We start from the raw sequence: 25,965 nt of genomic DNA, 5'->3' as shown, positions 1-25,965 counted from the left end.
CTAATCAGTAAAATCTGTGGCAAAAAATTCTCAACAGCATTTATGAATTAGTGTAATTCGTGTAATTCGTGGCAAAAAACCTTTGTATCTTTGTATCTCTGCCCCTTTGAACCTCCTACTACGTTACAAAATTGGAAAACAAACAACTTTTTGTTTAAAAACAAACAATTTGTTACAATTTGTTATTTTTCTACAAATAATTTGCAGTTAGTCAAAAGTGTAATAACTTTGCCCAAAATGATTTAAAAATGCAAGCAAAAGATTTACTGCAGTTAGCAGACCAATTTGGAAGTCCATTATATGTTTATGATGCAGAAAAAATCCAATCTCAGTACAATAGATTAACTAAAGCTTTCTCTAAGGTAGAAAACTTAAGAGTTAATTACGCCATGAAGGCATTGTCAAACGTTGCGATTCTTCAGTTATTAAAGAACATGGGGTCTGGTTTAGATACTGTATCAATTCAGGAAGTTCAGTTAGGACTTCATGCTGGCTATGACCCTGACAAAATTTTCTTTACACCAAACGGAGTTTCTCTTGAAGAAATCGAAGAAGTTGCCGCAATGGGTGTACAAATCAATATCGATAATTTATCTATTTTAGAACAATTCGGAACAAAACATCCTCATATTCCAGTATGTATCCGTATTAATCCACACGTAATGGCGGGCGGAAATGCCAATATTTCTGTTGGACATATCGATAGTAAATTCGGAATCTCTGTACATCAAATTCCGCATATCTTGCGAATTGTAGAGAATACAAAAATGAGCATCGTAGGAATTCACATGCACACAGGATCTGATATTTTAGATATCGAAGTATTCTTGTATGCTGCCGAAATTTTATTTGATACTGCAAAACATTTCAAAGATTTACAATTCTTAGATTTCGGAAGCGGATTCAAAGTTCCTTACAAAAAAGACGATATCGAAACCGACATCGAAGAATTAGGTAAAAAATTATCAAAAAGATTCAATTCTTTCTGTGCAGAATATGGCAGAGATTTAACGTTGATTTTCGAACCGGGAAAATTCCTTGTGAGTGAAGCAGGTTTCTTCTTAGCAAAAGTAAACGTAGTAAAACAAACAACCTCAACAGTTTTCGCCGGAATCGATAGTGGTTTCAACCACTTAATCCGTCCAATGTTTTACGGTTCACAACATTATATAGAAAACATCTCAAACCCAAAAGGAAAAGAGCGTTTTTACTCTGTTGTAGGTTACATTTGCGAAACAGACACTTTTGCCAACAACCGTAGAATCTCGGAAATTACTGAAGGCGATATTCTTGCTTTCAGAAACGCCGGAGCATACTGTTTTTCAATGTCTTCAAACTACAATTCAAGATACAAACCAGCCGAAGTTCTTTGGATGAACGGACAAGGAATCTTGATTCGCGCACACGAAACATTCGAAGATTTACTTAAAAATCAAATTCCGTTACCGCAAGAAGTTGCTGCAACAGTTTAAAATAAAAAAAAAAGAGAATATCACTGTAATCCCGTTTCTTAATTGAGGCGGGATTTTTTTATTGTAGATTTTAAAGTTCGGGCTTTATATTTATAAACGCCTGTCAGGCTGAGCGAAGTCGAAACCTTGCAAAGTTTATCACGATCATTTACTTTTTGAAAACACTTTATTTCAAATATGAAAACCATTTATCTTCCATAGACTTTTCTAAATCAATATCATGATGATTGGCAAATAATAAAACCTGCCCAAGAATATCAGCCAGTTCATTAGAGATATTTTTTTTCAATTCCTCGTTTGTAAGGTTCCTGTTCCTGCCTCTAAGTGTATATGAAAGATAATTTTGCGTTAACTCTCCTAATTCTTCTTGTAGTTTTAAGATATACCAGTCATCATCTCTTTTAATATTACAGTTTTTTTCATACTGATCAGATACCATTACAACTTTCTTTGTTAATTCATTTAAATCCATTCTTTTTATTTACATTTTATTATTAACTGATTTTCTTTTTATCTCTTCATATATGTTTGTAAATATATGGCAATCCTTTTATTTATATAATTTTTTTCTTACTTTTTAAATTGTTTTTTATAAATTATTTACTTAATTTTCTTACTTATTAATTTAATCAAACAATTATGAAAATAGCAGTTATTTATCCCTAAGTAATGGAGATCGCAAGATATAAAACAAAAAGAAAAGAATTTCCTCCCTTTGGAGCTCTATATATTGCAGCAGCATTGGAAGAACATGAATATAATGTAGATATTATAAAACTTACTTCAGATAATTTAATTTATGACTTTTCAGATTATGATGCATTAGCTTTTAGCATATCAACTTCTGCAACTTTTAATATGTTTATTGAATGTAGGTTTAAAAGCAAAATAAATAATAAAACCTTATTGATGGTTGGTGGAATACATGCAAATTTATTTCCTGAACAAACTTAAATAGATTTAAAACCTCATGTTGTAGGAATTGGAGAAGGTGAAATTACTATTATTGAAATACTAAAAGAAATTCATACCAAAAACTTTGATAAAATAGAAGGTGTATGTTTTATTAAAGATGGAAAACCGTTTAAAACACCACCAAGAAAATTAAATAAAAATATTGATGGATTTCCTTTACCAGCTCGACATTTAATACCTCAAGACGATTTTATTATGAATAATAGAATGTCTAACACAAACATATTGATGACACATATAATGCCAGGAAGAGGATGTCCATTTCCTTGCAGATTTTGTGCTTCATCTCAAACTCAAGTTCAATATAGGAGCGGCAACAACATAAGACATGAATTAATACATTTAATAGAAAATTATAAAATTGAAGGTTTTTCTGTAGTTGGAAATGATTTTATTTTGAATAAAGGAAATGTTCAAGACATTTGTGATTCAATAAAGGATTTAAATTTATCATGGTCTACTTTATCTAGAGTTGATAGAGTAGATCCTGACATCTTGCTCAGAATGAAAAATTCAGGTTGCTATGAATTAGATTTAGGAGTAGAAACAGGAAGTCAGAAAATTTTAGATGCAATGAAGAAAAAAATTGATGTTTCGCAAATAAAAAAATCTCTTAAAATGACTCACGAAACAGGCATAAAGAATAAAATATTTTTAATTCATGGTTTTCCTGGTGAAAATCATGAAACAACAATGGAGACTATAAATTTATTAGAAAATGTAGGGCATTTAATTGATAGAATCTCTTTATTTCGTTTTGTTCCTCTTCCTGGCACTTATGTTTATAATAATCCTAATGAATATAATTTGAGAGGAACTTTAAATTCACCTAATTGGGATGGAGATTGGGGCAAATTCCATATACATCATAACCACTATCATTGGTGGGGAAATGACAATAACTTTAAAGTGACAAACGATTCGTACGAAATGCTGAATAAGTATATTGAAAGCAAATGGCCGCCAAAATATGAAATTTAAATTCTAACCTCATGTTAAAAAATCATCTTTATGATAAATTTAGAAAAGATCCAAACATACAACAACAACAAACATTGTTTAATAAAAACTGAGAATAATATTTTTAATGTTGTAAATAGTTTAATTGGATTGCATTCTGCAAGATTGATAACTCCATTTTCAACTTTAAATACCAGATTAGACGATTTCAATCCAGAAGAACTAATTTCTGAAACTTTCACTAAAAACAATTTAATCAAGTTACGCTGTATGCGAACTACGTTACATACAGTTAATCTTGATATGGCTCCAATAGTTCATCAATCAACAAGAAAAATAAGAAACACAATTTGTTTAGGGCTTTTAAAAAAATTGAATGTAACCAACTCGACAATATTATACATAGAAGAATTAATTAAGTCAATTTTACAAGAAAACGAACTGAGTTCAAAAGAAATAGAAAACTATCTCTTCATTAAAAAAAATATAAATATTAATGTTACAAGAGCTATTATTAAAAAACTTTGGGAAGATGGTATTATTTGTTATCTAAACAAAAGCACTTATTGGGGAACTGAAAAGCGCATTTATGCCTTAACCGAAAAAAGATATCCTACACTTTTTTTAGAAGGTATTTCAGAAACTGATTCTCTAAAAAAACTAATACATATATACATAAAACAATATGGACCGGTAACTGAACAAGATATTGTATGGTGGACAGGATTACCAGTCTCATTAATTAGAAAATCTTTAGAGTATCTAAAAAAAGAATTTTGCATTATTCATATAAAAGAGATAAAATCCCCTTTTTTTTTACTAAATGAAGATTTAGAAACCCTAAAAGAAACTGAAAATCAATCGGATTTTACAAACATCAAACTATTGGCGTATGAGGATCCATTTTTAAAAGGTTATTTTGAGAGTAGATTAAGATATGTATCAAAAAAAAATTATTCTGCATTATTTAATCCAATTGGAGAAGCAAGGTCAAGTATTATTAAAAACGGAATGATTGTTGGCTTATGGAAATGGAATAAAAAAAGTAATACTGTCGAAACAGAATTATTTGAAAAATTTTCAAAAAATGATTCTAAAATATTAGATATTGAAGTTGTTAAAACCATAAAATGTTTATCAAAAAATGAAAAAACATTAAAATAATTTCCGGCTTACAAAAACATTTCTCGTGGCTCATGCCAGCATGGATAATAGTTTAAAAATAAAAAAAAGAATATCACTGTAATCCCGTTTCTTAATTGAGGCGGGATTTTTTTATTGTAGATTTCTGATATTAGATTTATACATTGTCAGGCTGAGCGAAGTCTAAGCCCAGTTAGCAGGAGAAACTTGAAACATTAAACTCATTCTTCATAATAAGCTTCCTGAAATTTCATGATATATCCCATTACTTTTCTTTCGTATTCACCATATTTAAATTGAATATTAAGAAAAACCCCAGCTGTAGTAGTTTCTAATCTTAATCTCCCTAAACCTTCATTTAAGCCTTTTAAGGTAAATTCAGGATAGGATTTTGATGATGAAATTTTATCGCTTTCAGGTATAATAATATCGTACCAAAGACCATCTTGAAGAAGTTCAATTTTAACAACAGTACCATCAATGTTATACGTATAATCGGCCACCTTTACAGAAACAGAAACTAGTCTTTGTATTTTCGGTGAACGCGTAGATACAGCGTAATTTGCATTAGCTGTAATTTTTACTCCGTTATAAGGAACTTGATGATTATTCCCATTTCGTTTCCAATCACCCGAATACCAAATATATTCTTTAAAATATTCCATTTATTTTAATTTTAAAAAATTAGCAGTCAAAATTTTTCAAATTATACTACATTTTCTAAAACAAAATTAAATGGAGCAGAATTTGGACCTGCTCCGCCTCCTGTAAGCACTATGTCTGCACTCGTAATTCCAAGCAAATTAATTTCTGTATTAATAGTAGAAATAATATCCGAATTTAATATATCACCTACTTCTATTTCAGAAGCAAGTCCAATAAAAATTCGGAGTTCAAATTCAAAATAAGCTTTTTCTCCAGGAGCCACTTTTGTTCTTATTGCCAGTAGGCTCATATTTCTATAACAGCTTACACCAATTGCACCAATGCGCAGTAAGTTTCTTACTTCGATTTCTGAAGGATTGGCTGCTTTTCTTGCCGAAAGCTGAAGAACAGAACCAAATCCACTTTCGACAAAATCATACGTATTTCCAGCAGCAGCAGGAAACATTGGAGAAAAATTTCCGTAAGTATCAGCTACAGTAACGCCAAAATCCAATGAATATTCGAAAGGATGATTCTCCATAACACCACAGTTTTTAAATACTTTCCATGCAACTGCAATTTCTCCAAACTCCTGAGCAACATTACGCTGAAAAATAACGATACTACTGTTATTTATATCATTTGATCTATTGATGAAATTTAATCTAATATTGTCCATTATTTAAATAATTTGGGATTAAAAATTTGCTTTTAGATGTTTTTAGCTTTTAGTTTAAAAATCCTGAACTTATACTATACTTCCCTCATAAAAAACTGCTTTGAGATTTATGATCAAAATTTATTCAGGTTTCTAATTCATTGACAATTTAATTCAAAAAAATCAATTACAGACAGCGTATTTATACCTATTTTAAAACTATAAATTTACTTCATATATCATTGTACAACACGACAATATGGTTTTAAACTGTGTTCATAATAAAGAAACTCGATAACACAAATTTTATAGATTTGAGCAGATTTATTCGACTTAAAATAGGGTCACCTTACTTGAAAAAGTTCTATTTTTGATATACAAGAATTTCAAAACAAAATTAAACATTAGAATATTCTTTATATTTGAATATAGGAATTAAGAACCACTGTACATGTCAAACCTGGTAATAGCTTCAAAATTTAAAACTTCAAATAGAATCTTCTACTTATTTGGAATCCTCTTTTTTTCTTTTTTAAGTTTTCTTTCCTTTTCAAAATACACCTCTAATAACTTCATTTCATATCCTAATTTAGGGGTCGGAAGCTGTTTTATACTTTTTGCAGTCTTCATCCTTTATTCTATTCTTACTTTACCCAAAATCAATATCTATTCTGATAAAATTGAATTTCATCACTTTTTAGGACTAGTCAAACGAACCTTGTTTCTTAATGAAATAAATAGCTGGCTGGTTAGAAAAAAAGAAAGCAAATATGGTAATTACGAATATTTGTATCTCACAACAAATAAAAACGAAATAATCAAGTTTAGCAGTTATGAGTATAGTAATTTTCAGGAAATAAAATCGAAAATAATAAAAGGCAAACCAGAAGATAATATCTTAAAAGAAAAACTAAAGAGGAAAGAAAAAATAAGATTCTCTATTATTTTGACTTTCTTGGGAATTCTATTTATTTACATTGCAAGCCAATTTTACGAAGACACTAGCTTAACTAAAAACGATGTTTATGTCATAAAAGGAACATTATCAGAGGATATCAAATTACAACGTAGTAAAAAATCCAAATCATTGGTTTTTAAATTAGAAACTTTAAGTGATTTCAAATTCAAAATTGGAAGTTTGGCATTAGGCGAAACTTATTATGAAGGTTTAATGAGTGATTTTAAAAAGGGAGATGAAATTTATCTCACTATTAAAAAAGATCAATATCAAAAGAAAATAAGTAAAAAGGCTCAAATGTCATTTTTGGACAAATACTTTCATTACGAAAAAATTGATGTCGTTGAAGTAGAGAACAAAAACTTCAAATATTTATCCTTATCTGATTTTAATAAAACAAATCGAAACAATGATTATTGGGGAATTGGTTTCTTTGGTATATTTGGATTGCTTTTAACGACTGTAGGTATTTGCATTTATCCTAAATATAAAAAAACTCCATTATTAGCCCAAAAATCTCGCTTGTAAATAAAGCCATTCAACTAAAAACAAACAAAATGAAACCACAAATACGAATCCTACTTTATTCAATTCTATTCTTTTTATATCTTACTGCAACTTCCCCTTTATTGTTGCTGGGTGAAAAATTAAAAACAGATCCTTATTTAACTTTAGGTTGTGGGTTTGCGGTTCTTAATCTTATTTATGCATTTTTAGCTTTAAAATGGAAACCTTTGTTAAATATACTTTTCGCTGTCGGGATTGCGGCTTTGGCTTTATTTCTGGCTTTGAAGTTTACAAACTTACATTTGCTTTTAAATTACGATCCATATCAGGTTAAAACGGCAATATTTGCTAATGCTGTGTTTTCTATTATTTTTTGGGAAATTGTTTATCAGGTGAAAATTAGAAAATGAGTAATGGATATTAAAAGGATATACCAGAGATTCTTTTTTCTTAATACTTCAAGAATTGGAATGAAACCAACAAGAGCGCTTTCAAGTCTTGAAGCTGGTTTTGTCATGATATTTTGTACTATTTTAAAGAAAATCTTATTTCCAGTTTTACACGTCTCATTATTCTTTTCTTTTTCGATTTTTGTTATTCTTTGTTTTATAATTGAGTATTTCAATTACAAAACATATAAAAGACAAAATAAAATCTTTACAGTAGAGTGGAAAAATGAAACAAGAAAAAATAAAATAATATATAGAATTTATAATGCAGCATTTGTAATTATTATTTTCTTGATTTGTATTTATGTTTTAGAATATTTGGATAATAAATCTTAATCATAAAATATTAATTTAGCTTGTTGCAAATTCAAATACCGCTCAATCTTTTGTACTTCTATAACCCCCAAACTAAAAACCTATGAAAATTACGATTCCCCTATCGACATTATTTTTATTATTTACGGCAAATGTATTCAGCCAAACTCTCGCAGATTTAAAACTAAAAGCCAAAGAAATTCCAAAAGGCTATAGTCCAAACGACGGTCAGATTTGTGTTACTCCACAGGCTTGTAATTTTTATACTGATATTGAAACCTACAGCAACATTGTTGGAACTGTAAAAAGCAAACAAATTCAGAGTTTTAAAAATAGAGCAGACAGCGGATCTATCATGTATTTTGAATTTGATCACGTATTTAAAGGCGATCGATTTCTGCAGGGATTATTATGGGGTAAAGATGGCCAGCCAACAGATGAACATCCGGAAGAATATCTGGCAAAAGGAAAATTTCTAATCATTTGGAGTTTTCATCCTGACAGTCCAATCAAAGAAAAATCTGAAGCAAAAATAGAAGCGATTTTAAATAAATAACAATCTTTACTGATACTAACAACGACAATAATACAATTATGAAAAACACTGTAGAAATTGCCAATCGTTTTAGAGAAACTATTTTAAACGGAATCTGGATTGCTAATACCAATTACAAACACCAGCTCGAAAATTTAGACTGGAAAATTGCTATAACTCCGGTAAAAAACCTCAATACCATTTCAATTTTGGCGCAGCACATCCATTATTACATCAACGGAATTAATAATGTTTTTAAAGGCGGGCCACTGGACATAAAAGACAAATTTAGTTTTGACTTCCCTCCTGTTACTTCGCAGGAAGATTGGCAGGCTTTTTTAGATAAATTCTGGAATGCTGCCGAAGAATTTGCCTCTTTCGTTGAAAAAATGACAGATGAACAATTAGATCAGGTTTTTGTAGATGAAAAATACGGAACGTATAAAAGAAATATAGAAGCCATGATTGAACACAGTTATTACCATTTAGGGCAGATTGTTTTGATTAAAAAACTTTTAACTGAATAAAAAATCGGCAAAATTTTTCTAATTTCTTATAAAAAACTATTGTTCTGGCTTAGCCCCGATAGAGCCGATATCCTCGCAATGGAATGGAGAGATAAAGGCGAAAGCGGGACTAAAAGTCCTTCTAGAAAATGAAATTCCCTGCTTCTAAAAAATTTAAAAAAGGCATAGTGGTTGAAAGTTAAAAAAGATATATTTACACCTTCAAAATGAATATCATGCAAAAAATTACTTTTTTATTTTCTATATTATTTTTAGCCTTTTCTTCATGCGGCGTTAAAACAACGCAGGCTTTAATAAGCGACGGTAATTACGACGGCGCAATTGATCGTGCTGTAGAAGCTTTGAGAACCAATAAAGATTCTAAAGGAAAACAAGATTATGTGTTTTTGCTTGAAGAAGCATATGCAAAGGCAAAAGACAGAGATTTGCGCGATCTTGATATGATGTCAAAAGAAGCCAATTCGGCAAATGCAGAACGTATTTACAATACTTATTTACAGCTAAATAACCGTCAGGAAAAAATTCGTCCTTTATTGCCTCTTCGTTTATTGAAACAAGGAAAAAATGCCAGTTTTCCGTTTGATAATTACTCAGATCAAATTGTAAGCAGCAGAAATGCACTTTCCAAATATTTATATGAAAATGCTTCGGCACTTTTAAAATCAAAAAACAAACTAGATTTTAGAAAAGCTTATGATGATTTTTTCTATTTGGAAAGCATAAACCCAAATTACAAAAACACCAAAAAACTGATGGACGACGCTCAGTTTAAAGGAACTGATTTTGTAGATGTTTATGCTAAAAACGAAACCAATATGGTGATCCCGAAATTGCTTCAGGACGATTTATTGGATTTTAAAACGTACGGACTGAACGATAAATGGACGGTTTACCACAATGCGAGGCAAAAAAATATAAATTATGATTACAGTTTAATCATCAATTTTAAAGAGATTTTTATTTCGCCAGAGCAGATTAAAGAGAAAGAATTTATTAAAGAAAGACAAATTAAGGATGGTGTAAAAACACTTCTTGACAGTCGCGGAAAACCTGTAAAAGACAGCTTAGGAAAAGAAATAAAAGTTGATAATTACAGAACGCTTCGTGCCAATATTTACGAGTTCAGACAATTTAAATCTTGTCAGGTAACAGCAAAAGTAGATTATGTTGATTTAAAAACGAATCAGTTACTGCAGACTTTTCCTGTAAGCAGTGAGTATATTTTTGAAAATATTTATTCGACTTACAAAGGTGATCGAAATGCCTGCGACGATAACTACGTTTCGTATTTTAATAAACGTGCCGTTCCGTTTCCAAACAACGAACAAATGGTTTATGATACGGGCGAAGATCTAAAAGCAAGATTAAAAGATATTATTGTTCGAAATAAATTTAGAGGATAGTACTAATCAAAATTATCACAGATCAGTATTGGACATTCTTCCTATAAATCAAAAGTCATGAAAAAGCTTATAACGTACCAAATTGATTCTTTTACAAAAGAAAAATTTAAAGGAAATCCTGCCGGAGTAGTTGTAAATGCAGATGGGTTAAAGGATTATGAAATGCAGCAGATTGCGAGAGAATTAAATAATTCTGAAACAGCTTTTCTATTCTCTCCAGACGATAATGATTGTGATGGTGTAATACGATATTTTACACCAAGTATAGAAGTTCCAATTTGTGGTCACGCCACAATTGCCGCAATGTACGCTAAGGCTCTTGAAGACAACTTAGATTCATGTGTATTAAAGATGAAAACTAAAGTTGGTATTCTTCCTTTTGAGATCATTAAGGAAAACGGAGACTACCAAATTGTAATGACTCAGGGCAATTTTGAAGCCAGTCCCGCATTCGATAATAGTACAGCTAAAAAAATCATCGACGCATTAGGACTGGACAATACTGATATTGATGAAAAATGCCCAATCCAGATTGCTTCTACAGGACATTCAAAAGTTATGATTGGGATTAAAAGCAGAGCGAAACTTAATGCTTTGTTACCAAAATATAATGATCTAGCCGATTTAAGTAAACAGATTAATTGTAACGGCTATTTTGTCTTTACATTTGATTCTGACAGCAAAGACATCTTGACTTATGGCAGAATGTTTGCCCCTGCAATTGGTATAAACGAAGACCCCGTTACCGGTAATGCAAATGGGCCGCTGGGCGGTTATTTAATACAAAACAACATTGTTGATTTTAAAGATGACCTATTTGAATTTAACGGAAAACAAGGAGAAAAAATAGATCGGCCAGGTATAGTAAAAGTTAGAGTTACAATTCAAAACGATAAACCTAATTTGATTCAAATAAAAGGCGATGCTGTTGTTGTATTCAAAACCGAAATAGAAATTTAAGAACATCCCCTATTTACAGTACTTAGAAGCGCATAGTAGTACGTTTCAATCCCAATTAGACAAAACATTTCCATAAAAAAATTGCAAAAATATTTTGCGCAACCAAAAAGTTGCTTATATTTGCAACTGATTAGTTGCGTAAATTATATTTAAAATGAAACGAGATATATTTCAGGCTATTGCCGATCCTACCCGAAGAGCAATTTTAGTTTTGGTTTCTGCCAATGCATTAACCCCAAATGCTATTGCAGAACAATTTAATACGACAAGACAAGCCGTTTCGAAACATATTAAAATTCTAAATGAATGTGAATTACTCGACGAAAAAAAAGTGGGCAGGGAAATTTATTATCAGCTCAAAATCGAAAAAATGAAAGAAGTTGATCAATGGCTGGAGCAATTCAAAAAGATTTGGGAAAGCCGATTTAGTCAATTAGATCAAGTATTAATTAATCTAAAATCTAAAAAAAATGAAATCTAATCTATTAATGAATTTTGAAGTTGACAAAGAAAATAAAACCGTAAATATAAAACGTGAATTCGACGCATCGCTATCAGATGTTTGGTCAGCATGGACAGAAGCAGAAATTTTAGACCAATGGTGGGCACCGGCTCCGTATAAATCTAAAACAACAGTTATGGAGTTTAAAGAAGGCGGAAAAAGATTGTATGCCATGGTTGGTCCGGAGGGTGACGAACGCTGGAGTATTTTTGAATATAGTTCGATTTCTCCAAAAACAAACTTTAAACATGCTGCCACTTTTTGTGATGCCGAAGGAAACCCAAATTCAGCTTTTGGAAGTTCCTATTGGGATTTAACGTTTTCTGAGCAAGGCGATTTGACAGTTGTTGATATTGCAATAACACGAGACAGCTTTGAAGAATTAGAAAAAATAATCGAAATGGGTTTCAAAGAAGGAATTACAGCTACTATGCAAAGTCTGGATAAAATCTTTGAAGCACGAAAATAAAATAGTAATCAATTTAAAATTTAATGAATTATGAAATCAAATCTTTTAATGAATTTTACTGTAGACAAAGAAAATAGTACTGTAAATGTAAAACGTGAGTTTGATGCTTCATTAGCAAACGTTTGGTCTGCATGGACAGAACCTGAAATTTTAGATCAATGGTGGGCACCTTCTCCGTGGAAATCCAGAACTAAAAGCATGGATTTTAAAGAAGGCGGACGCAGAATATATGCTATGGTTGGCCCTCAAGGCGAAGAGCATTGGGCAATTGCCGATTTTACTTCGATTAGTCCGAAAACTAACTTTAAATATCTGGATGCTTTTAGCGACAGCGAAGGAAACTTAAATACTGATTTTCCGAGATCAAACTGGAATTTGAATTTTTCTGAAGAAGGAAATTCAACTATTGTTGATATCGCCATTAAACATGAAAATTTATCTGATTTGGAGAAAATCATCGAAATGGGTTTCAAAGAAGGTTTTACCATTGCAATGGAAGGTTTAGACGATATTTTTGCCGGAAAAGCAAAATAAATCCCTACAAATGGTATAAAAGACGAAAGCTGCAAAAAATAAAAATTGTAACTTTCGTCTTTTTACAAATCATTTTTGCTTTCATAATGAACCAATTTTTTACCCTCACTTTTTTATTTCTTTCCTCAACACTAATTTTCAGCCAAAACAGCAAATCTAAAACTACAGAAACTACTAAACCTTTTGTTTTAGGTGTTATAGATGAAATTCAATCTAAGGAATTAGGCGAAAATAGAATTTTAAACATTTACCTTCCTGAAGGTTATAATCCTAAAGATCAGGAAAAATATCCCGTTATTTATTTATTGGATGGTTCTGCCGATGAAGACTTTATTCATATTTCGGGTTTAGTTCAGTTTAATAGTTTTGAATGGATCAATCAGGTTCCAAAGTCGATTGTTGTGGGTATTGCAACTGTCGACAGAAGAAGGGATTTTACTTTCCCTACAACTGTTGAAAAGGATAAAAGCCGATTTCCAACAACCGGACATTCAGATAAATTTATTGCTTTTATCGAAAAAGAATTACAGCCTTTTATTGATAAAAAATACAAAACAAACAATTCTAAAACGATTATTGGTCAATCTTTAGGCGGATTACTGGAAACCGAAATTTTATTCAAAAAACCTTCTCTTTTTAATAAATATGTAATTGTAAGCCCAAGTTTATGGTGGGACAATGGTTCTATTTTAAATCTGGATTCTGAAATTTTTCAGGAGAATTTCAATCAGCAAACAGAGATTTACATTGCTGTAGGTAAGGAAGGGCTTGCACCAACCCAAATTCCGAGAGTTATGGAAGTCGATGCTAATTTATTGGCCGAAAAAATAAAGGCATCAAAAAGCAAAAACATCAAAAGTTATTTTGATTATTTCCCTGCAGAAAACCACGGTACAATTTTACATCCGGCAGTTTCGAATTCTTTTAAATTCTTTTATCCGCAAAACAAAGAATAAAATGGAGGTTACAGAAGAAAATAAATTAGATAATCCTGTTTGGAATTCACTATCTGAAAGCCATGACAAATTTGCTATTGACTATAACGGAACCAAATTTTACAATCCAAATTATTGTCCGTTTGGAGGATTTTTTGAGCTTGAGAGTACTTTAGAATCAGTAGAAAAATATGCTTCATTATGCGAAAACTTTTTTATTGTTGGCGAAAAACCTAAAATCGCCGACACTTTAAAAATTGTAAAAGAACTGGTTTGTCTTCAAATGATTATTCGTGAAAAAATTCAAATAACATTTGATAATGAAATTATTAAACTGAATGAAGAACATTCAGCAGAATTATTCGATTTAGTAAATTTAGTTCAGCCTGGATATTTTAAACCCGAGACATCTTTATTAGGTAATTATTACGGAATTTTCAATAATGGAAAATTAGTTTCAATTGCGGGCGAACGTATGAAAATGAACAATTTCACAGAAGTCAGCGCTATTATTACGCATCCGGATCACACCGGAAAAGGTTACGCTAAACAGCTGACTTCTCACGTTGTGAATAATATTTTTGATGAAGGTAAAATTCCGTTTTTGCATGTTGTTGAAAGTAATACAGGAGCCGTCAAACTCTATGAAAAATTAGGTTTTGTTACCCGAAGAAAGATGAGTTTCTGGAATATTTCTAAAAATTTGTAAAGCCATTAAATTTTAATTAGTATTTTCGACTAAAAATCAAGGTCTTAAAATGAAGTTTCCAACTACACCTGAAGATTTAAAAAATGAACTTTTTAATTCCGTTGATAAAATAAATCAAGTTGGAGATTTACGCATTCGTCAATTGATTCAAATTTTACCAAAGGTTAGCGATGAAATAATTATTGAAGGTATCATTCAGGTTTTTGAAGATGAAAACAGAGTTGATTCTGTTTATACCGATCAAAAATATGCCGGAATAATTCTGAAAAAATTAAATCCAAAAACAGAAGAAAGCGCAGCTTCAATCCTTAGTCGAACATTAAAAAACTGGAATAAAAGTGTTGAAGAATTACCTTTCTGGATGAAAGATAATTATGGAATTGAAAGCGTTAAACAGGTTTTTTCTGAATTGGAAAAAACTAATTTAACTAGCTTAGAATCAGAAAAACTAAAAACAATGAAACGGTTCTTAGGAATTAAATCTTAAAAATAATATTCTTAAGTTAGTTTAAAATTTTAATCATGACACCAAATAAACAAACCGTAAACGAATATATCGCCGCTTTTAGAGTAAGCGATCATGACAGAGTTCTTGCTTGTCTTACAGATGATGTAATTTGGGAAATACCTGGAATTTATCAGCATGCGGGTAAAGAAGCATTTGATAAAGAAATTGAAAATGACAATTTTGTAGGCAGTCCAACGATTCAGATTATAAAATTAATTGAAGAAAATGATATCGTAATTGCCGAAGGCGCCGTTCAGGGAAACATGAAAAACGGAAATAAACTCGATGCCGTTTTTTGCGATGTTTTTGAAATGGAAAATGGAAAAATTAAAAAACTTACCTCCTATTTAATGTCTAAAAATGCCCATTTAAAATTTGAATAATCTGAGATTCAAATCTTAAAAAATATTTTTTATATCTTTGCAAAACTAAATAAACCGCACAAACTCTATGTGAATAAAAATTTCTTTCGGACAATTTTAAGGTAAGCTACAAAACGGCTTGCTCATTTGTTTATTCCTTAAAGAAAGAAATTATGGTTATTTTACAGAATATCTCATACCTGCATTCAAACAAAGATTTGTTGTTTGATACAATTACTTTTACAGTTAATCATCACGAAAAGATTGCTTTAATTGGCAATAACGGTGTTGGAAAATCAACATTATTAAAAATTATTGCAGGCGAATTACAGCCTGCCGACGGGTTATTAAAAACCGATTCTAAACCTTATTATCTGCCGCAGATATTTGGGCAGTTTAATCATCTTACAATTGCTGAGGCTTTGCATGTTGAAGATAAACTAAATGCATTGCACGAAATTCTTAACGGAAATGTTTCTGAAAAAAATCTCAACATTTTAAATGATGACTGGACAATTGAAGATCGCTGTAATGAAGCCTTGCAATACTGGCAGCTGCAGGATTTAAGTTTAGATCAAAAACTAGAAACATTAAGCGGCGGACAAAAAACAAAAGTTTTCCTGGCCGGAATTTCTATTCATGAACCAGAACTTGTTTTGCTTGATGAGCCGAGTAATCATTTGGATATTTCGGGAAGAGAATTATTATATGGATTTATAAAAAGCACTTCTTCAACTTTAATTATAGTAAGCCACGATCGAAAACTACTGAATTTGCTAAATTCTGTTTACGAATTATCAAAACACGGAATTACAGTTTACGGCGGTAATTATGATTTTTATGCAGAGCAAAAGCAAATCGAAAACAACGCTTTGAGTCAGGATATTCAGAGTAAAGAAAAGGCTTTGCGCAAAGCGAAAGAAAAAGAGCGTGAAACGCTGGAACGCCAAAATAAACTGGATTCCCGTGGTGAAAAAAAGCAAAAGAAAGCCGGAGTTTCAAGAATTATGATGAATACTTTACGAAACAATGCCGAAAATAGTACAGCAAAAACAAAAGGTGTTCATGCTGAAAAAATTGGCGGAATCTCAAAAGATTTACAAGAATTACGTTCGGCTTTACATGATATTGATCAAATGAAATTTGGCTTAGACAAAACCAATCTTCATAAAGGGAAAATACTTTTTACAGCGACTGAAATTAATCATAGTTATGAAAATCAAATGTTGTGGAAAAATCCGCTTAGTTTTCAAATTGTAAGTGGTCAGCGTATTGCCTTGAAAGGTTTAAATGGCTCTGGAAAAACGACTTTGATAAAAATAATCATGGACGAATTAAAGCCCAAAACTGGAACTGTCTACAAAACCGATTCGAAAACAATTTACATCGATCAAGATTATTCGCTTATTGAAAATCAAATTTCGGTTTATGAACAAACCCAAAAATTTAATGTTTCGGGTTTACAGGAACATGATATAAAAATGAAATTGAATAAATTTCTGTTTTCGCAAAATGACTGGAACAAACCTTGTTTCGCTTTAAGCGGAGGAGAAAAAATGCGTTTGATGCTTTGCTGTTTAACGATTAATAATCAAGCTCCTGATATTATCATTCTCGATGAACCAACAAATAATCTTGATATTCAAAATATCGAAATCCTGACGGCTGCAATTAATGAGTATAAAGGAACTTTAATTGTGGTTTCGCATGATGCTCATTTTTTAGAGGAAATACATATTGAGGATTTTATTGAGTTGAATTGAAATTAAACGCATAATTTGTCATTCCTCTCTCGGAATGACATGATTGCGCAGAACTTTGTCAAAGTTTGAAACTTTGACAAAGTTTTCACCTCAAAGTATTACAATCTAAAATCTAAAACCATAAATCTAAAATCATCCAAGCCATCCCTCACGATCCAAACTTCTATATTGAATCGCTTCGGCAATATGCTGCGAAATTACAACCGGAGCATTATCTAAATCCGCAATAGTTCTGGCAACTTTCAAAATTCTGTCATACGCTCTTGCAGAAAGGTTTAAACGTTCCATGGCATTTTTTAAAAGTTCTTTTGATTGTTCGTCTAAGGCACAAAACTCACGGATTAATTTGCTGCTCATTTGAGCGTTGTAATGGATATTTTCTATGTCTGCAAAACGCTGCGTTTGAATTTCACGTGCTGCGGTTACACGTTTACGAATTTCTACACTGCTTTCGGCTTTGCGGTCGTCTGCCAGTTTATCAAACGGAACCGGAGTAACTTCAATATGAATATCGATTCGGTCTAAAAGCGGGCCTGAAATTTTACTCATATAACGCTGCATTTCGTGCGGCGATGAAGTATTCGGCATACTTGGATCATTAAAAAATCCACTCGGACTTGGGTTCATACTCGCCACAAGCATAAATGATGACGGATAAGTTACCGTAAATTTAGCGCGTGAAATTGTAACTTCACGATCTTCAAGCGGCTGACGCATTACTTCTAAAACATCTCGCTTAAATTCCGGCAATTCATCTAAAAACAAAACGCCGTTGTGCGCCATCGAGATTTCTCCCGGCTGCGGATAACTTCCTCCGCCAACCAGCGCCACATTTGAAATTGTATGATGCGGACTTCTAAACGGACGCTGATTCATCAACCCAACTTCTTTTAATTTTCCGGCAACGCTATGAATTTTAGTCGTTTCAAGTGCTTCGCGCAGCGTCATTGGCGGTAAAATACTGGGAACACGTTTTGCTAGCATTGTTTTTCCGGCTCCGGGCGGGCCAATTAAAATAATATTATGTCCGCCGGCTGCGGCAATTTCCATACAGCGTTTTATACTTTCTTGACCGCGAACGTCTGAGAAATCAAATTCAGGAAAATCTAAGGTTTTGTAAAATTCAGCTCTTGTATCAATTACTGTTGGTTCAAGTTTTCCTTTTCCTGCGAAAAAATCAATTACTTCTTGCAGGTTCGAAACGCCGTAAACATCTAAACCGGCAACAATTGCAGCTTCTTTTACATTTTGTATAGGCAGAAAAAAACCTTTATAACCTTCTTCTTTTGCTTTTATGGCTATTGGTAAAGCGCCGCGAATAGGCTGTAAACTTCCGTCAAGAGAAAGTTCCCCCATAATAACGTACTGTTCTATTTCTGGAGCTTTTATCTGATCTGAACCAACCAAAATTCCCATTGCAAGAGGCAAATCATAAGCAGAACCTTCTTTTCGAAGGTCGGCGGGTGCCATATTTATGGTAATTTTTTTCCCGGGAAAACTTAAATTATTATTTTTGAGGGCTGCCGCGATTCGGTAACTGCTTTCTTTTATGGCATTATCCGGAAGACCAACTAAATGATAACCAATCCCTTTATCCATATGAACCTCGATCGTAATCGTTGTTGCTTCCACTCCAAAAACGGCACTTCCGTAAACTTTTACTAACATACACTGATCTATTATTGAAAAGTAAAAGTATTTAATTCGGAAAGAAAAAACTTTATATTTGTAAATATTTTACTACTTTTAACACTCGCCCATGATTTCATCCACAGATAAAATTTTACTAGAACTAAATGTTACTGCCGTACAAATGCATTTAGACATTTGGATGCAGGGAGATCTTGAGATTACTATTAATGGAGTAAAACCATATAAAGACGAAGAGATAATTGATATTCCTGTCTTTCTTAAAAGTCTGGAATCTGACGGAAACTATTTTATTTTTTCTTGTAATTGCGGTCTTCCTGAATGCAGCGGCCGAACTGAAGGCATTCAGGTTTTTCACGACAACAATATTATAAGATGGATAGACAATTTTGGCAATAATATCTGGTATTTAGATAAAACAATTCTAAAAGAAGATTTAAAAAATATTTATGAAGAAGTTCTAATATACAAAAAATATTTTGCTGAAAAACAAATCGAATATGTAGGTTTTGGATATCATCTTTAATGTATTAATTCAATCAAGCTAAAAAAAATTTAATCCGATTTGTGTTTTAATCTCCTCAACAATCTTACTCAAATCCAAACTATTTTGATGTGACCAAAGCTTACTTTCAATTTGATTATTTAAAATACAATCATTGCATTCCAAAATTTCATGAGCATAACCTTTCCCAATAGTCGGTAAACTATAAACTGATTCTTGTTCCCCATTAAAAACAGAATATCCATCAGCCACAAACCACGGCGAATTTAATTCAATTCGGCCTTGTGTTCCGCTAATCAAAGCTTTCATATCAGATTCTGAAACTATAGAAGAATTTAAAATGGATTGTGCTTTTTCATATTGTAAAATCATGGAAGCCTGTAAATCAATTCCGTTTTTATGATAAACAGCTTTTGCGATTATCTCTTTCGGAATTCCAAACACTATATAGGAGAGAAATAATGGATAAACGCCAATATCAAATAATGAGCCGCCGCCGCGGTTTTTATCAAAAAGTCGGCTTCCTTCTACATCATTTCCTATAAAAGCAAAATCGGCTTTTATGTAATTTGCTTCGCCTATAATTCCACTTTCAATTTTTGCCAAAACTTCCTGAACAGCCGGAATAAATCGTGTCCAAAAAGCTTCCATAAAAAACTTATTATGTTTTTTAGAAGCCTCAATCATACGTTCGGCATCTTTATACGAAAGCGCAATTGGTTTTTCGCATAAAACATGTTTACCACTTTCGATTGCTTTTATAGACAATTCAGCGTGCGAATCGTGAGGCGTTGCTATATATACAATATCAACTTCCTGATCTGCAAAAAGTGCTTCATAAGAGTCGTATGCTTTTGCGGCATTGTATTTTGTGGCAAATTCATCTGCTTTCAAAATATCCCGAGAGGCTACCGCAAGCAATTCTGCTTCTTCTATCAATAATAAGTCTGTAGCAAATTGATGTGCAATGTTTCCCAAACCAATTATTCCCCACTTTATTTTTTGGTTTTTCATTCTTAAATTTTAATTATAAAAAGTGTTAAAAACATTAAATATAATTCAACAATAAATAAAATTAGATATTTTTAGATAACAAACAACAAGTTTAACTCAAAAAAGTGTATTAAAAAAATAGGAAAAATATTCGGTTTGAAATTTAAGTGAAAAAAAATGCTGCTAAAATGTAAATTTTAAGTCTGTTTTAACAAATACATTCAAAATTGAGGGGGTTAAATTTAAAAATTAACAAAAATTAAACATTGGACTCTATTTTATTAGGGGGTATTAAATCATTTTATACTTTTATCAAAAATTTTAAAACTAAATAACTATGCGAAAAATTATTTTAAGTGTGATTCTTATCACTATTTTGGTACTAACCTTTATATCGAATTTCATCATTGCCGATAACCCAATTCCGGCAGAAGCTGTAAAGTTTGATACGGGAGATACGGCTTGGATGATCGTTGCAACTGCTTTTGTATTGTTAATGACTCCAGGATTAGGATTTTTCTACGGAGGTATGGTAGGTAAGAAAAACGTTATCAGTACTATGCTTCAAAGTTTTATGGCAATGGTAATTGTTACAATTTTATGGGTTGTTGTTGCTTTTGGATTAGCTTTTGGTCCTACAATTGGAGGAATCATCGGAAATCCATCTACTAATTTATTCTTTGAAGGTGTTGGAACAAACACAGCATGGAGCCTTGCACCAACGATTCCGTTTATGTTATTCGCATTATTTCAGGCCAAATTCGCCATCATTACTCCTGCGTTAATCACAGGTGCTTTTGCAGAACGTGTACGTTTCTGGGCTTATTTGTTATTCATGGTTTTATTTATCATATTTATATATTCTCCTTTGGCTCACATGACTTGGCATCCTGATGGAGTTTTCTTTAAAATGGGAGTTCTTGACTTCGCTGGTGGAACTGTAGTACACATGAGTGCTGGTTGGGCTGCATTAGCTGGAGCAATCTTTTTAGGAAAAAGAAAAATTCAAAAAGTTAACCCTGCGAGAATTACATATGTATTATTAGGAACAGGTTTACTATGGTTTGGATGGTTTGGTTTCAATGCAGGATCTGCATTAGGATCAAATGGTTTAGCTGTACAGGCTTTAGGAACAACTACAGTTGCTGCTGCTGCTGCTGCAATGGCTTGGGTTTTCCTTGATAAAATTTTAGGACACAAATTATCTGCACTTGGAGCTTGTATCGGAGCTGTTGTAGGTCTTGTTGCTATTACTCCTGCTGCTGGTTTCGTTAGCATTTCTCACGCAATCTTCATTGGTTTATTTGCTGCAATTGTAAGTAACCTTGTAGTAAGCAAATTTCCTAAAGGAAAAATCGACGATGCTCTTGATGTATTTGCTTGTCACGGTGTTGGTGGTATGGTAGGTATGTTATTAACTGGAGTTTTTGCTTCAAAAGCTATTAATCCGGTTGTTGGTGATAACCAAGGTTTAATCTTCGGAACTCCAACTTTGTTCATCAACCAATTAACTGCTTTAGTTATTGTTTCAATCTTCGCTTTCGTAGGTTCTTATATTTTATTCTTCATTGTAAATAAAATTACTCCTCTAAGAGTTACTGAAGAAAAAGAAGAATTAGGTTTAGATATCTCTCAACACGGAGAATTCTTATAGAAAATAATTTTTATATACTACTTGCTGATAAAAAAAGCACTCTAAATAATATAGAGTGCTTTTTTGTTTGAATTAACCTTTTGAATATTTTAGATTTTAGAGTGTAGATTTTAGATTATAATGTGTATTGATCTTTAAAAATCTAACACAAACTGCTTAAACATAGCCAGTGGTTTCAACCACTGGAGCACAATCAACATCAGATTTCTATTCTATTTTTTTTCTATGCGTACCCGTGGTTGAAACCACGGGCTATGTTTTTGAAGGTGTCGATATTTTGAATCGCTAGTTATTTAGAATTAGAATATCTCTTAACTCATAACTCATAACTCAAAAGAACTTATTTAAAATTAGCAATTCCTTCTTTTAACCAATTTAAATATTCTGCAGCACTTACATAGCTAATTGTTGGTTTAGAAGTATGCAGATTGTTTCCTTCTAAGTCTGTAATAACATATAAAGGCTGTGTATTGGTTTTATATTTAGAGATCATAAAATCTGTCCATTTGTCGCCAACTGTAATGATTTTATCTCCTGCAGCGGTTACAAATTGTTCCTCTTTTGGCAATTCGCGTTTGTCATCCACATAAAGAGAAATTAAAACAACATCATTTTTTAAGATTGGTAAAATCGTTGGTTCAGACCAAACGTTATTTTCCATTTTTCTGCAGTTTACACAGGCATAACCTGTAAAATCAAGCATAATTGGTTTATGGATTTCTTTTGCATAAGCTAATCCATCTTCGTAATCATGGAAAACCATAATGCCATGCGGGCCTAATTCTGCACCTTCTGGAAGTCCTTTTACATCAGTACTCAAACCTGAATTACCAGATCCTCCTACTCCAAACGGACTTTCGCTGTATTGCGGCGGCGGCGGAAATGCGCTGATTAATTTTAAAGGTGCTCCCCAAAGTCCAGGAATTAAATACATTGTAAATACTAATGTAAGTAATCCTAAATACAATCTTCCAACAGAAATATGCTGTAACGGACTATCGTGAGGCAGGGTAATTTTTCCGAATAAATATAAAGTCAAGGCTGCGAAAATAGCGATCCAGATTGCGATGAAAACTTCTCTTTCTAAGAAATGCAATTGTAAAACTAAATCGGCATTTGATAAAAATTTAAATGCTAAAGCCAATTCTAAAAATCCTAAAACCACTTTTACGGTGTTTAACCATCCGCCAGATTTTGGTAATGAATTTAACCAGCCTGGGAACATAGCAAACAACATAAATGGTAAGGCTAATGCCGATGAAAATCCTAACATTCCCACAACCGGGGCAATTCCCCCGTTTGAAGCCGCTTCAACCAATAAAGTTCCAACAATTGGCCCTGTACATGAAAATGATACAATTGCAAGAGCCAAAGCCATAAACAAAATTCCAACAATTCCACCTTTATCTGCCTGCTGATCTGCTTTATTTGCCCAAGAATTTGGAAGCATAATTTCAAAAGCTCCCAAAAACGAAGTAGCAAAAATGATTAAGATAACGAAGAAAATCAAGTTAAACCAAACATCTGTAGACAATGCATTTAAAGCATCGGCACCAAATATTTTGGTAACAATAAGACCCAAAATCACATAAATAGCAATAATCGAAAGTCCGTAAATAATAGCATTTCTAATTCCTTTTGCCCTGCTTTTACTTTGTTTCGTAAAGAAACTTACCGTCATAGGAATCATTGGGAATACGCAAGGTGTCAGCAAGGCTGCAAATCCTGATAAGAATGCAATAAAAAAGATGGACCATAAACTTCTGGCTGGTGCCGGAGCAGGAATTTCTTCTTTTACCGCTTTTTCAGTTTCTGCTTTTACGGTTTCAGCTTTCGTTACTTCTGCTTCTTTTTTAACTGTATCTATTGCTAAACCGGTTCTTTTAGTTTCGTCTAATTGTGCTGGTGCAATAACCGGAACTTCATCCATTTTAAAGGTTGAAGGAACTGAAATAGAAAATTTCTTATTTGAATTGATACAAACTTCTTTACAAACCTGAAAATCAAAATCAACATCAACCGTTTTTAAATTCGGGTTAATGATTTTTATTTCCTGCTCGATATGTGCTTTTCCTTCAAAAAAAGTTTCATTTACACCAAAAACGTCATTAAAAGCAGTTCTGGTTTTACCTTCTTTTGCTTTACCCACTAATTCGTAGTTTCCTTTTTGGTTTTTAAAGGCAATTTCTAACGCAAGCGGTCCGCCTTCCGGAGTGAATTGCGAATACATATGCCAGTCTTTTTCGATCGTTCCGTCGAAAATTAAAACTGCATTATTTCCTTTTTTTTCAATTTTAGAAGTCCATTTTACCGGCTCTAAAATTTGGGCATTACTTGCCAAAGCAAAAAAGAAAAACAGAAAAAAAACAGTGATTTTATTCCAGATACTCCTAGAAAGTATCGTTTGATGGTTTTGATTAAAGTTCATTATTGCAATTCTATTTTAAGTATTTTATTTGTGGTCTTTTTTATTTTAAAACGTTCATCCTGCCTGATTCCAACGACCCAGACTATTTGATTATCAGACGCTAAAATCCATGTTTTTTCCTTTTCGATCAGCGATAATTTTTCATCTTTAAAAAGCTTGCTTACTTTTTTAGACTTTCCATGCATTCCAAAAGGCTGAAAAACATCTCCCTCATTCCATCTACGTAAAATCAAAGGAAACTGGATTTTTTCGGCGTCCACAAAGATAGCTTTATTTGAATCTATTGTAATGTCGTCTACCTGACAAAGCTTCAAATTTAAGGGAAAATTAACTTCTGTATCGTTTGCAGCAATTTCAAATTCTTCTTTTTCTGATATTTCTGAAACCGGGCTTAAAATCAAAGTTTCTCTATTTTTCAATAATCGAAATGCTGAAGAAAGAACTTGTTTTCCAGATTGTCCTTCGACTAAATCATAAACATCATTCCAGGCCGAAAAACCAAACTCATTCAGCCATTGGTACAAATAGGATTTATAATTTGGAAGTTTTTTCAATTGATTCAAATCGAAATGAATATCGTCACCGACTTCTTTTGCAACTTGCTGATAAATCATAATCGACGCATCTTCAACCATAACCTGCGATTCCTGCAAATACGATTGTGTTTTTTGAAATGCGTTTAAAAAATTGGGATTGATTTCTTTTAGAATAGGAACTAAATCGTGACGAATTTTATTTCGCAAATATTTATTTGAAGCATTACTGCTGTCTTCTCTCCATTCGATATTATTTTCTTCGGCGTATTTCAGGATTTCTTCTCTTGAAAATGGCAAAAGCGGACGTATTATTTTATCGTTTTCTTCTGGAATTCCGGTTAATCCTTCTAATCCAGTTCCGCGGGTTAGATTAATAATAAAGGTCTCCAGATTATCATCTGCATGATGCGCTGTTAAGATATAATCGAAGTTTTTTTCTTCCAGAAGTTCATAAAACCAGCTGTAACGAAGTTCTCGCGCCGCAACCTGAGTCGAAAGTTTATAATCTTTTGCAAATGCTTCGGTATCAAACTGCGTTATAAAAACGGGAATATTATTTTGATCGCAATATTCCTGAATAAAACTCTGATCGCCGAAACTTTCTAAGCCGCGAAGCTGAAAATTACAATGCAAAACGGCAATTTCATACGGCAATTGTTGCAGCAAATGCAATAAAACCATACTGTCTAAGCCCCCGCTAACAGCGAGAAAAAGCTTTTTCTCGGCTAAAAATGGAAATCTGGATGTGATATGGTTTTGGAATTTTGAAAGCATTTGATAAAAGTAACAAATTAAATTTTATCTATTTTTAAATGAAATGTTAAGCAGTGATTTTTTTATTTGCCACGAATTACACAAATTTTCACGAATTATTTTTTTTGCCACAGATTAAAAAGATTTACACAGATTT

At 32.3% G+C, this 25,965-nt stretch carries 26 protein-coding genes and 1 pseudogene; 20 read left to right on the top strand and 7 right to left on the bottom strand.

The features are described from left to right. Positions 1-245 precede the first annotated feature (245 nt). Positions 246-1,472: pseudogene (gene lysA / locus BUE10_RS17880) on the top strand (diaminopimelate decarboxylase); the annotation flags it as partial. Between the two features lie 166 nt (positions 1,473-1,638). Here the strand turns inward: lysA and BUE10_RS17875 are convergent. Beyond that, positions 1,639-1,944 (bottom strand): MazG nucleotide pyrophosphohydrolase domain-containing protein, encoded by a 306-nt coding sequence (locus BUE10_RS17875; RefSeq protein WP_073487288.1) that lies wholly within the window; start codon positions 1,942-1,944, stop codon positions 1,639-1,641. Positions 1,945-2,141: 197 nt separating this feature from the next. Between BUE10_RS17875 and BUE10_RS17870 the strand changes: the two genes are divergently transcribed. The 3 genes from BUE10_RS17870 to BUE10_RS17860 all read left to right on the top strand — a co-directional run bounded on the left by BUE10_RS17870 (position 2,142) and on the right by BUE10_RS17860 (position 4,571). After that, positions 2,142-2,426 (top strand): cobalamin B12-binding domain-containing protein, encoded by a 285-nt coding sequence (locus tag BUE10_RS17870; RefSeq protein WP_073487286.1) that lies wholly within the window; start codon positions 2,142-2,144, stop codon positions 2,424-2,426. Between the two features lie 216 nt (positions 2,427-2,642). After that, positions 2,643-3,428: a B12-binding domain-containing radical SAM protein gene (locus BUE10_RS17865; RefSeq protein WP_083598156.1), complete on the top strand. Its 786-nt coding sequence runs from the start codon at positions 2,643-2,645 to the stop codon at positions 3,426-3,428. Between the two features lie 30 nt (positions 3,429-3,458). Beyond that, a complete protein-coding gene (locus BUE10_RS17860) occupies positions 3,459-4,571 on the top strand; it encodes a DNA glycosylase AlkZ-like family protein (RefSeq protein WP_073487282.1) in 1,113 nt (370 codons plus the stop codon). A 200-nt stretch (positions 4,572-4,771) separates the two neighbouring features. Here BUE10_RS17860 and BUE10_RS17855 read toward each other — a convergent pair whose 3' ends face one another. Together BUE10_RS17855 and BUE10_RS17850 are read right to left on the bottom strand one after the other, a co-directional pair. Continuing rightward, positions 4,772-5,215 (bottom strand): hypothetical protein, encoded by a 444-nt coding sequence (locus tag BUE10_RS17855; RefSeq protein ID WP_073487280.1) that lies wholly within the window; start codon positions 5,213-5,215, stop codon positions 4,772-4,774. A 41-nt stretch (positions 5,216-5,256) separates the two neighbouring features. Next, positions 5,257-5,874 carry a hypothetical protein gene (locus BUE10_RS17850; protein WP_073487279.1) on the bottom strand — a complete coding sequence of 206 codons (618 nt, stop codon included), beginning with the start codon at positions 5,872-5,874 and terminating at the stop codon, positions 5,257-5,259. Between the two features lie 697 nt (positions 5,875-6,571). Here BUE10_RS17850 and BUE10_RS17845 point away from each other — a divergent pair. The 14 genes from BUE10_RS17845 to abc-f all read left to right on the top strand — a co-directional run bounded on the left by BUE10_RS17845 (position 6,572) and on the right by abc-f (position 17,289). Then, a complete protein-coding gene (locus BUE10_RS17845; protein WP_073487277.1) occupies positions 6,572-7,339 on the top strand; it encodes a hypothetical protein in 768 nt (255 codons plus the stop codon). Positions 7,340-7,368: 29 nt separating this feature from the next. Beyond that, entirely contained in the window at positions 7,369-7,728 is a 360-nt protein-coding gene (locus BUE10_RS17840) for a hypothetical protein (protein ID WP_073487275.1), read from the top strand. 457 nt (positions 7,729-8,185) lie between these two features. Beyond that, positions 8,186-8,638, top strand: coding sequence for a hypothetical protein (locus tag BUE10_RS17830; protein WP_073487271.1), 453 nt, complete (start codon positions 8,186-8,188; stop codon positions 8,636-8,638). A 38-nt stretch (positions 8,639-8,676) separates the two neighbouring features. Then, positions 8,677-9,144 (top strand): DinB family protein, encoded by a 468-nt coding sequence (locus tag BUE10_RS17825; protein WP_073487269.1) that lies wholly within the window; start codon positions 8,677-8,679, stop codon positions 9,142-9,144. Between the two features lie 215 nt (positions 9,145-9,359). Continuing rightward, positions 9,360-10,547 carry a hypothetical protein gene (locus BUE10_RS17820; protein ID WP_073487267.1) on the top strand — a complete coding sequence of 396 codons (1,188 nt, stop codon included), beginning with the start codon at positions 9,360-9,362 and terminating at the stop codon, positions 10,545-10,547. Between the two features lie 57 nt (positions 10,548-10,604). Then, entirely contained in the window at positions 10,605-11,507 is a 903-nt protein-coding gene (locus BUE10_RS17815; RefSeq protein WP_073487265.1) for a PhzF family isomerase, read from the top strand. A 154-nt stretch (positions 11,508-11,661) separates the two neighbouring features. Beyond that, positions 11,662-11,988: an ArsR/SmtB family transcription factor gene (locus tag BUE10_RS17810; RefSeq protein WP_073487263.1), complete on the top strand. Its 327-nt coding sequence runs from the start codon at positions 11,662-11,664 to the stop codon at positions 11,986-11,988. After that, positions 11,978-12,478: an SRPBCC family protein gene (locus BUE10_RS17805; RefSeq protein WP_073487261.1), complete on the top strand. Its 501-nt coding sequence runs from the start codon at positions 11,978-11,980 to the stop codon at positions 12,476-12,478. Before BUE10_RS17810 ends, BUE10_RS17805 begins: the two co-directional genes overlap by 11 nt. 30 nt (positions 12,479-12,508) lie before the next feature. Continuing rightward, on the top strand, positions 12,509-13,012 hold the full coding sequence (locus tag BUE10_RS17800; RefSeq protein WP_073487259.1) for an SRPBCC family protein: 504 nt from the start codon (positions 12,509-12,511) through the stop codon (positions 13,010-13,012). Positions 13,013-13,098: 86 nt separating this feature from the next. Further along, positions 13,099-13,968, top strand: a complete 870-nt coding sequence (locus BUE10_RS17795) for an alpha/beta hydrolase (protein ID WP_073487257.1) — start codon at positions 13,099-13,101, stop codon at positions 13,966-13,968. A 1-nt stretch (position 13,969) separates the two neighbouring features. After that, entirely contained in the window at positions 13,970-14,656 is a 687-nt protein-coding gene (locus tag BUE10_RS17790; protein WP_073487255.1) for a GNAT family N-acetyltransferase, read from the top strand. A gap of 49 nt (positions 14,657-14,705) precedes the next feature. After that, positions 14,706-15,143, top strand: a complete 438-nt coding sequence (locus tag BUE10_RS17785) for a hypothetical protein (protein ID WP_073487254.1) — start codon at positions 14,706-14,708, stop codon at positions 15,141-15,143. 35 nt (positions 15,144-15,178) lie between these two features. Continuing rightward, complete coding sequence (locus BUE10_RS17780; RefSeq protein WP_073487252.1) at positions 15,179-15,547, top strand: nuclear transport factor 2 family protein; 369 nt, start codon at positions 15,179-15,181, stop codon at positions 15,545-15,547. Between the two features lie 152 nt (positions 15,548-15,699). Next, positions 15,700-17,289: a ribosomal protection-like ABC-F family protein gene (gene abc-f / locus BUE10_RS17775; RefSeq protein ID WP_073487250.1), complete on the top strand. Its 1,590-nt coding sequence runs from the start codon at positions 15,700-15,702 to the stop codon at positions 17,287-17,289. A 132-nt stretch (positions 17,290-17,421) separates the two neighbouring features. Here abc-f and BUE10_RS17770 read toward each other — a convergent pair whose 3' ends face one another. Further along, complete coding sequence (locus tag BUE10_RS17770; protein ID WP_073487249.1) at positions 17,422-18,957, bottom strand: YifB family Mg chelatase-like AAA ATPase; 1,536 nt, start codon at positions 18,955-18,957, stop codon at positions 17,422-17,424. A 91-nt stretch (positions 18,958-19,048) separates the two neighbouring features. Between BUE10_RS17770 and BUE10_RS17765 the strand changes: the two genes are divergently transcribed. After that, positions 19,049-19,465 (top strand): hypothetical protein, encoded by a 417-nt coding sequence (locus BUE10_RS17765; RefSeq protein ID WP_073487247.1) that lies wholly within the window; start codon positions 19,049-19,051, stop codon positions 19,463-19,465. Between the two features lie 18 nt (positions 19,466-19,483). Here the strand turns inward: BUE10_RS17765 and BUE10_RS17760 are convergent, their stop codons facing one another. Continuing rightward, a complete protein-coding gene (locus tag BUE10_RS17760) occupies positions 19,484-20,458 on the bottom strand; it encodes a Gfo/Idh/MocA family protein (RefSeq protein ID WP_073487245.1) in 975 nt (324 codons plus the stop codon). A gap of 316 nt (positions 20,459-20,774) precedes the next feature. On the opposite strand from BUE10_RS17760, the gene BUE10_RS17755 reads away from it, so the two are divergent. Further along, positions 20,775-22,091 (top strand): ammonium transporter, encoded by a 1,317-nt coding sequence (locus tag BUE10_RS17755; protein WP_073487244.1) that lies wholly within the window; start codon positions 20,775-20,777, stop codon positions 22,089-22,091. 340 nt (positions 22,092-22,431) lie between these two features. Here BUE10_RS17755 and BUE10_RS17750 read toward each other — a convergent pair whose 3' ends face one another. Both BUE10_RS17750 and tilS read right to left on the bottom strand, forming a co-directional pair. Further along, positions 22,432-24,519, bottom strand: a complete 2,088-nt coding sequence (locus BUE10_RS17750; RefSeq protein WP_177178052.1) for a protein-disulfide reductase DsbD family protein — start codon at positions 24,517-24,519, stop codon at positions 22,432-22,434. Beyond that, positions 24,519-25,829 carry a tRNA lysidine(34) synthetase TilS gene (gene tilS, locus BUE10_RS17745; RefSeq protein WP_073487242.1) on the bottom strand — a complete coding sequence of 437 codons (1,311 nt, stop codon included), beginning with the start codon at positions 25,827-25,829 and terminating at the stop codon, positions 24,519-24,521. The genes BUE10_RS17750 and tilS overlap by 1 nt, the downstream gene beginning before the upstream one ends. Positions 25,830-25,965 lie beyond the last annotated feature (136 nt).

The organism is Flavobacterium sp. CF108, from assembly GCF_900129795.1.
Taxonomy (GTDB): domain Bacteria; phylum Bacteroidota; class Bacteroidia; order Flavobacteriales; family Flavobacteriaceae; genus Flavobacterium.
This window is presented reverse-complemented; position numbering and strand designations above follow the sequence as displayed.

Coding starts and splice junctions, on each gene's coding strand:
- BUE10_RS17810 (WP_073487263.1), top strand. CDS start 11,662: ATGAAACGAGATATATTTCAGGCTATTGCCGATCCTACCCGAAGAGCA.
- BUE10_RS17790 (WP_073487255.1), top strand. CDS start 13,970: ATGGAGGTTACAGAAGAAAATAAATTAGATAATCCTGTTTGGAATTCA.
- BUE10_RS17780 (WP_073487252.1), top strand. CDS start 15,179: ATGACACCAAATAAACAAACCGTAAACGAATATATCGCCGCTTTTAGA.
- BUE10_RS17770 (WP_073487249.1), bottom strand. CDS start 18,957: ATGTTAGTAAAAGTTTACGGAAGTGCCGTTTTTGGAGTGGAAGCAACA.
- BUE10_RS17830 (WP_073487271.1), top strand. CDS start 8,186: ATGAAAATTACGATTCCCCTATCGACATTATTTTTATTATTTACGGCA.
- BUE10_RS17785 (WP_073487254.1), top strand. CDS start 14,706: ATGAAGTTTCCAACTACACCTGAAGATTTAAAAAATGAACTTTTTAAT.
- BUE10_RS17815 (WP_073487265.1), top strand. CDS start 10,605: ATGAAAAAGCTTATAACGTACCAAATTGATTCTTTTACAAAAGAAAAA.
- BUE10_RS17765 (WP_073487247.1), top strand. CDS start 19,049: ATGATTTCATCCACAGATAAAATTTTACTAGAACTAAATGTTACTGCC.
- BUE10_RS17760 (WP_073487245.1), bottom strand. CDS start 20,458: ATGAAAAACCAAAAAATAAAGTGGGGAATAATTGGTTTGGGAAACATT.
- BUE10_RS17795 (WP_073487257.1), top strand. CDS start 13,099: ATGAACCAATTTTTTACCCTCACTTTTTTATTTCTTTCCTCAACACTA.
- BUE10_RS17800 (WP_073487259.1), top strand. CDS start 12,509: ATGAAATCAAATCTTTTAATGAATTTTACTGTAGACAAAGAAAATAGT.
- BUE10_RS17825 (WP_073487269.1), top strand. CDS start 8,677: ATGAAAAACACTGTAGAAATTGCCAATCGTTTTAGAGAAACTATTTTA.
- tilS (WP_073487242.1), bottom strand. CDS start 25,829: ATGCTTTCAAAATTCCAAAACCATATCACATCCAGATTTCCATTTTTA.
- BUE10_RS17875 (WP_073487288.1), bottom strand. CDS start 1,944: ATGGATTTAAATGAATTAACAAAGAAAGTTGTAATGGTATCTGATCAG.
- BUE10_RS17805 (WP_073487261.1), top strand. CDS start 11,978: ATGAAATCTAATCTATTAATGAATTTTGAAGTTGACAAAGAAAATAAA.
- BUE10_RS17755 (WP_073487244.1), top strand. CDS start 20,775: ATGCGAAAAATTATTTTAAGTGTGATTCTTATCACTATTTTGGTACTA.
- BUE10_RS17750 (WP_177178052.1), bottom strand. CDS start 24,519: ATGAACTTTAATCAAAACCATCAAACGATACTTTCTAGGAGTATCTGG.
- BUE10_RS17850 (WP_073487279.1), bottom strand. CDS start 5,874: ATGGACAATATTAGATTAAATTTCATCAATAGATCAAATGATATAAAT.
- BUE10_RS17865 (WP_083598156.1), top strand. CDS start 2,643: ATGAATAATAGAATGTCTAACACAAACATATTGATGACACATATAATG.
- BUE10_RS17840 (WP_073487275.1), top strand. CDS start 7,369: ATGAAACCACAAATACGAATCCTACTTTATTCAATTCTATTCTTTTTA.
- BUE10_RS17870 (WP_073487286.1), top strand. CDS start 2,142: ATGGAGATCGCAAGATATAAAACAAAAAGAAAAGAATTTCCTCCCTTT.
- BUE10_RS17855 (WP_073487280.1), bottom strand. CDS start 5,215: ATGGAATATTTTAAAGAATATATTTGGTATTCGGGTGATTGGAAACGA.
- BUE10_RS17820 (WP_073487267.1), top strand. CDS start 9,360: ATGCAAAAAATTACTTTTTTATTTTCTATATTATTTTTAGCCTTTTCT.
- abc-f (WP_073487250.1), top strand. CDS start 15,700: ATGGTTATTTTACAGAATATCTCATACCTGCATTCAAACAAAGATTTG.
- BUE10_RS17860 (WP_073487282.1), top strand. CDS start 3,459: ATGATAAATTTAGAAAAGATCCAAACATACAACAACAACAAACATTGT.